Raw genomic sequence first — 5,670 nt, 5'->3', positions numbered from 1 at the left:
CCGGCGACCGAAAAAAAGTTGAATAAATATTTGCCAGGAATAAAAAAGGTATTAGTTTTGCAGCCGCTTACGAGTTAAGCGATGTATAAAAAGATAAGGATACGTTCCTTGACATATTGTTGACAGCACTAAAAAAGTTACTTCGATAAGGAGTGACGAGATTTAGGAAGATTTTAAGCAAGATTATTTTGAGTATGGACACATGTAACGCTCTTTTGTTCCGTAAATAATATTTACAGATTAACGATGAAGAGTTTGATCCTGGCTCAGGATGAACGCTAGCGGCAGGCCTAACACATGCAAGTCGAGGGGTATATAGTAGCTTGCTACTATAGAGACCGGCGCACGGGTGAGTAACGCGTATGCAATCTACCTTTTGCTGGGGGATAGCCCGAAGAAATTTGGATTAATACCCCATGGTATACGGTTTTGGCATCGGAACTGTATTAAAGCTGAGGCGGCAAAAGATGAGCATGCGTTCCATTAGCTAGTTGGTATGGTAACGGCATACCAAGGCAACGATGGATCGGGGTCCTGAGAGGGAGATCCCCCACACTGGAACTGAGACACGGACCAGACTCCTACGGGAGGCAGCAGTGAGGAATATTGGACAATGGGCGGGAGCCTGATCCAGCCATGCCGCGTGCAGGAAGACTGCCCTATGGGTTGTAAACTGCTTTTCTACGAGAAGAATAAGAGCTACGTGTAGCTTGATGACGGTATCGTAGGAATAAGCACCGGCTAACTCCGTGCCAGCAGCCGCGGTAATACGGAGGGTGCAAGCGTTATCCGGAATCATTGGGTTTAAAGGGTCCGTAGGCGGATGGATAAGTCAGTGGTGAAAGTTTGCCGCTTAACGGTAAAATTGCCTCTGATACTGTCTATCTTGAATGTGTGTGAAGTGATTAGAATATGTAGTGTAGCGGTGAAATGCATAGATATTACATAGAATACCGATTGCGAAGGCAGGTCACTAACACATGATTGACGCTGATGGACGAAAGCGTGGGTAGCGAACAGGATTAGATACCCTGGTAGTCCACGCCGTAAACGATGGATACTAGCTGTTGGGATGTACATCTCAGTGGCTAAGCGAAAGTGATAAGTATCCCACCTGGGGAGTACGTTCGCAAGAATGAAACTCAAAGGAATTGACGGGGGCCCGCACAAGCGGTGGAGCATGTGGTTTAATTCGATGATACGCGAGGAACCTTACCAAGGCTTAAATGTATGTTGACGTAATTGGAAACAGTTATTTCTTCGGACAATATACAAGGTGCTGCATGGTTGTCGTCAGCTCGTGCCGTGAGGTGTCAGGTTAAGTCCTATAACGAGCGCAACCCCTGTGGTTAGTTACCAGCGAGTGAAGTCGGGGACTCTAACCAGACTGCCGGTGCAAACCGTGAGGAAGGTGGGGATGACGTCAAATCATCACGGCCCTTACGTCTTGGGCTACACACGTGCTACAATGGTCGGTACAGCGAGCAGCCACTGCGTGAGCAGGCGCGAATCTATAAAACCGATCACAGTTCGGATCGGAGTCTGCAACTCGACTCCGTGAAGCTGGAATCGCTAGTAATCGGATATCAGCCATGATCCGGTGAATACGTTCCCGGGCCTTGTACACACCGCCCGTCAAGCCATGGAAGCCGGGGGTACCTGAAGTCGGTGACCGCAAGGAGCTGCCTAGGGTAAAACTGGTAACTGGGGCTAAGTCGTAACAAGGTAGCCGTACCGGAAGGTGCGGCTGGAACACCTCCTTTCTAGAGAGACGGAATTGAGGAGTATGTGAAAGTATGAAGGATGATCTTGCTTAAGCTGTCAATAATAGCATAGTCTCGTAGCTCAGCTGGTTAGAGCGCTACACTGATAATGTAGAGGTCGGCAGTTCGAGCCTGCCCGAGACTACGAGTAATTAAATAGTTCATTGAAAAGAATACGGAAATTCTGGAAGTTGGGACATTGAATTATATTGTATTTTTTAGATTAATTCAACACAGATAATTCAACATTCAAAACAACAGGAATGGGGAATTAGCTCAGCTGGCTAGAGCGCCTGCCTTGCACGCAGGAGGTCATCGGTTCGACTCCGATATTCTCCACGGTGTTAGTATTGAGTATTGAGCTGTTAGTATTGAGATTTATGTTTTCTCACTACTCACTACTAAAATCTCACTACTAAAAAAAGAAGTTCATTTATATAATGAGAATTAGGAAATCAGCCATTCAGGGGCTGGGTCGTCCCGATGTGTATCGGGAAGGTTCCCGTAAAAGCGGGACAGGCTATCGGTTCGACTCCGATATTCTCCACGGTGTTAGTTGTTAGCTGTTAGTATTGAGCTATTAGCTATTAGTATTGAGAATTACATTTTTCTCACTACTGCTATCTCACTACTCACTACTAAAACCTCACTACTAACAAAAAGTTCTTTGACATATTGAGAAAAAGCAAATACGAACAAGATTTCGATCTTGTTAAACGTAAAGCAACAATTAGAGCAAATTAGACGTAATGTTTCTATTTAGAGATATTATGATATTAAGGTATAGATAAGTTATGTAAGGGCGTATGGGGGATGCCTAGGCTCTCAGAGGCGAAGAAGGACGTGATAAGCTGCGACAAGCTACGGGGATCGGCACATACGAAATGATCCGTAGATATCCGAATGGGGCAACCCGGCTGGTTGAAGGCCAGTCACCACGCAAGTGGAGCGAACGCGGGGAACTGAAACATCTAAGTACCCGCAGGAGAAGAAAACAACAGTGATTCCGCAAGTAGTGGCGAGCGAACGCGGAGTAGCCCAAACCATAGTTGTTACGGCAATTATGGGGTAGTAGGACTGCGATATTTGATGCAACATGAATAAGAACGATTTGGAAAGATCGACCACAGAGGGTGATAGTCCCGTATCGGTAAGTGTTGTTATTGATAGCAGGATCCTGAGTAGCGCGGGGCACGTGAAACCCTGTGTGAATCTGGCGGGACCATCCGCTAAGGCTAAATACTCCTGAGAGACCGATAGTGAACCAGTACCGTGAGGGAAAGGTGAAAAGAACCCTGAACAAGGGAGTGAAACAGATCCTGAAACCATACGCCTACAAGCGGTCGGAGCCCTTTAAGGGTGACGGCGTGCCTTTTGCATAATGAGCCTACGAGTTACTGTTGCCAGCAAGGTTAAGCATTTGAGATGCGAAGCCGTAACGAAAGTGAGTCTGAACAGGGCGCTATAGTTGGCAGAAGTAGACGCGAAACCGTGTGATCTACCCATGGGCAGGGTGAAGCTTTGTTAACCCAAAGTGGAGGCCCGAACCCGTTGACGTTGAAAAGTCTTGGGATGACCTGTGGGTAGGGGTGAAAGGCCAATCAAACACGGAAATAGCTCGTACTCCCCGAAATGCATTTAGGTGCAGCGTTGGTTATAGTTATATAGAGGTAGAGCTACTGATTGGATGCGGGGGCTTCACCGCCTACCAATTCCTGACAAACTCCGAATGCTATATAATGATTACCAGCAGTGAGGGCATGGGTGCTAAGGTCCATGTCCGAGAGGGAAAGAACCCGGACCATCAGCTAAGGTCCCCAAATGTATGCTAAGTTGAAAAAACGCGGTTGGACTGCATAGACAGCTAGGATGTTGGCTTGGAAGCAGCCATACATTTAAAGAGTGCGTAACAGCTCACTAGTCGAGCGGTCTGGCATGGATAATAATCGGGCATAAGCATACTACCGAAGCTATGGTTTTGATCTTCGGATCAAGAGGTAGGGGAGCATTCCATATTTGTTGAAGGTGTACTGTGAGGTATGCTGGAAGGTATGGAAAAGAAAATGTAGGCATAAGTAACGATCATGCGGGCGAGAAACCCGCACGCCGAAAGACTCCGGTTTCCTCAGCTATGCTAATCAGCTGAGGGTTAGTCAGGGCCTAACGCGAACCCGAAGGGGGAAGTGGATGGACAACAGGTTAATATTCCTGTACCTGCATATAGACAAAAGTGACGGAAATGTGGCGAAGATGCGTACTGACGGAATAGTACGTTGAACCTAAGGGAACTTAGGGATAGTACACTAAGGCTTCGGCTGCGGTGATAATTCTTTTTAACATTTTCCAAGAAAAGCGATATATGCAGCCTGTACCTTAAACCGACACAGGTGGTTGGGAAGAGTATTCTAAGGCGCTCGAGCGATTCATGGCTAAGGAACTAGGCAAAATGGTCTCGTAACTTCGGGAGAAGAGACGCCACACTCCGGTGTGGCCGCAGTGAAAAGGTCCAGGCGACTGTTTATCAAAAACACAGGGCTCTGCTAAATCGAAAGATGACGTATAGGGTCTGACACCTGCCCGGTGCCGGAAGGTTAAGGGGAGATGTTAGAGGTAACTCGAAGCATTGAACTGAAGCCCCGGTAAACGGCGGCCGTAACTATAACGGTCCTAAGGTAGCGAAATTCCTTGTCGGGTAAGTTCCGACCTGCACGAATGGTGTAACGATCTGGACACTGTCTCGGCCATGAACTCGGTGAAATTGTAGTATCGGTGAAGATGCCGATTACCCGCAGTGGGACGAAAAGACCCCGTGCACCTTTACTATAGCTTCGTATTGACTTTGGATAAGTGATGTGTAGGATAGGTGGGAGACTATGAAGTGGCGTCGCCAGGCGTTGTGGAGTCGTTGTTGAAATACCACCCTTTGCTTATCTGAAGCCTAATCCCGACAACCTCGGGAGACAGTTCGTGGTGGGTAGTTTGACTGGGGTGGTCGCCTCCAAAAGCGTAACGGAGGCTTCTAAAGGTTCCCTCAGCACGCTTGGTAACCGTGCGTAGAGTGCAATGGCAAAAGGGAGCTTGACTGAGAGACTTACAAGTCGATCAGGTACGAAAGTAGAGCATAGTGATCCGGTGGTTCCGTATGGAAGGGCCATCGCTCAAAGGATAAAAGGTACGCCGGGGATAACAGGCTGATCTCCCCCAAGAGCTCACATCGACGGGGGGGTTTGGCACCTCGATGTCGGCTCGTCACATCCTGGGGCTGGAGAAGGTCCCAAGGGTTGGGCTGTTCGCCCATTAAAGTGGCACGCGAGCTGGGTTCAGAACGTCGTGAGACAGTTCGGTCTCTATCTACTGTGGGCGTTAGAAATTTGCGTGGCTCTGACTCTAGTACGAGAGGACCGAGTTGGACTAACCTCTGGTGTATCAGTTGTTCCGCCAGGAGCACCGCTGAGTAGCTATGTTGGGATGGGATAAGCGCTGAAAGCATATAAGCGCGAAACCCGCCACAAGATGAGATTTCTTTAAAGGGTCGTGGGAGATGACCACGTTGATAGGCTACAGGTGTATGGGCAGTAATGTCGTAGCCGAGTAGTACTAATTACCCGTAGACTTATCTATGGCTCTGTGTTTTTTAGGTATGGTATTTGATTTTTCTCAATATGTTATGATATTTGGAATGAAAAAGTAATAATGAAGAATGAAAACTGATCGAAGTATCATTCTTTCTTTTTAATTATTCATTCAACGATTTAAGGTGGTTATAGCCATGGGGCTCACCTCTACCCATTCCGAACAGAGAAGTTAAGCCCATGCGCGCAGATGGTACTGCATTCGTGGGAGAGTATGTCGCCGCCTTCTTTAAACCCTTCATCATTACGGTGAAGGGTTTTTTTATGGCATCATG

General features: G+C 47.5%; 2 tRNA genes and 3 rRNA genes. All 5 read left to right on the top strand.

From position 1 onward, the window contains the following. Positions 1–243 precede the first annotated feature (243 nt). The 5 genes from DN748_RS18745 (at position 244) to rrf (ending at position 5,624) form a co-directional block, all read left to right on the top strand. A 16S ribosomal RNA gene (locus tag DN748_RS18745) occupies positions 244–1,763 on the top strand. Positions 1,764–1,834: 71 nt separating this feature from the next. Next, a tRNA-Ile gene (locus tag DN748_RS18740) sits at positions 1,835–1,908 on the top strand. Between the two features lie 120 nt (positions 1,909–2,028). Beyond that, positions 2,029–2,102 (top strand) — tRNA-Ala (locus DN748_RS18735). Between the two features lie 446 nt (positions 2,103–2,548). Continuing rightward, positions 2,549–5,384 (top strand): 23S ribosomal RNA (locus tag DN748_RS18730). Between the two features lie 132 nt (positions 5,385–5,516). After that, positions 5,517–5,624: ribosomal RNA gene (gene rrf / locus DN748_RS18725) — 5S ribosomal RNA — on the top strand. The 16S, 23S and 5S rRNA genes sit together here with 2 tRNA genes alongside, the layout of an rRNA operon. Positions 5,625–5,670 lie beyond the last annotated feature (46 nt).

Source organism: Sinomicrobium soli (assembly GCF_003285545.1).
GTDB lineage: Bacteria > Bacteroidota > Bacteroidia > Flavobacteriales > Flavobacteriaceae > Sinomicrobium.
This window is presented reverse-complemented; position numbering and strand designations above follow the sequence as displayed.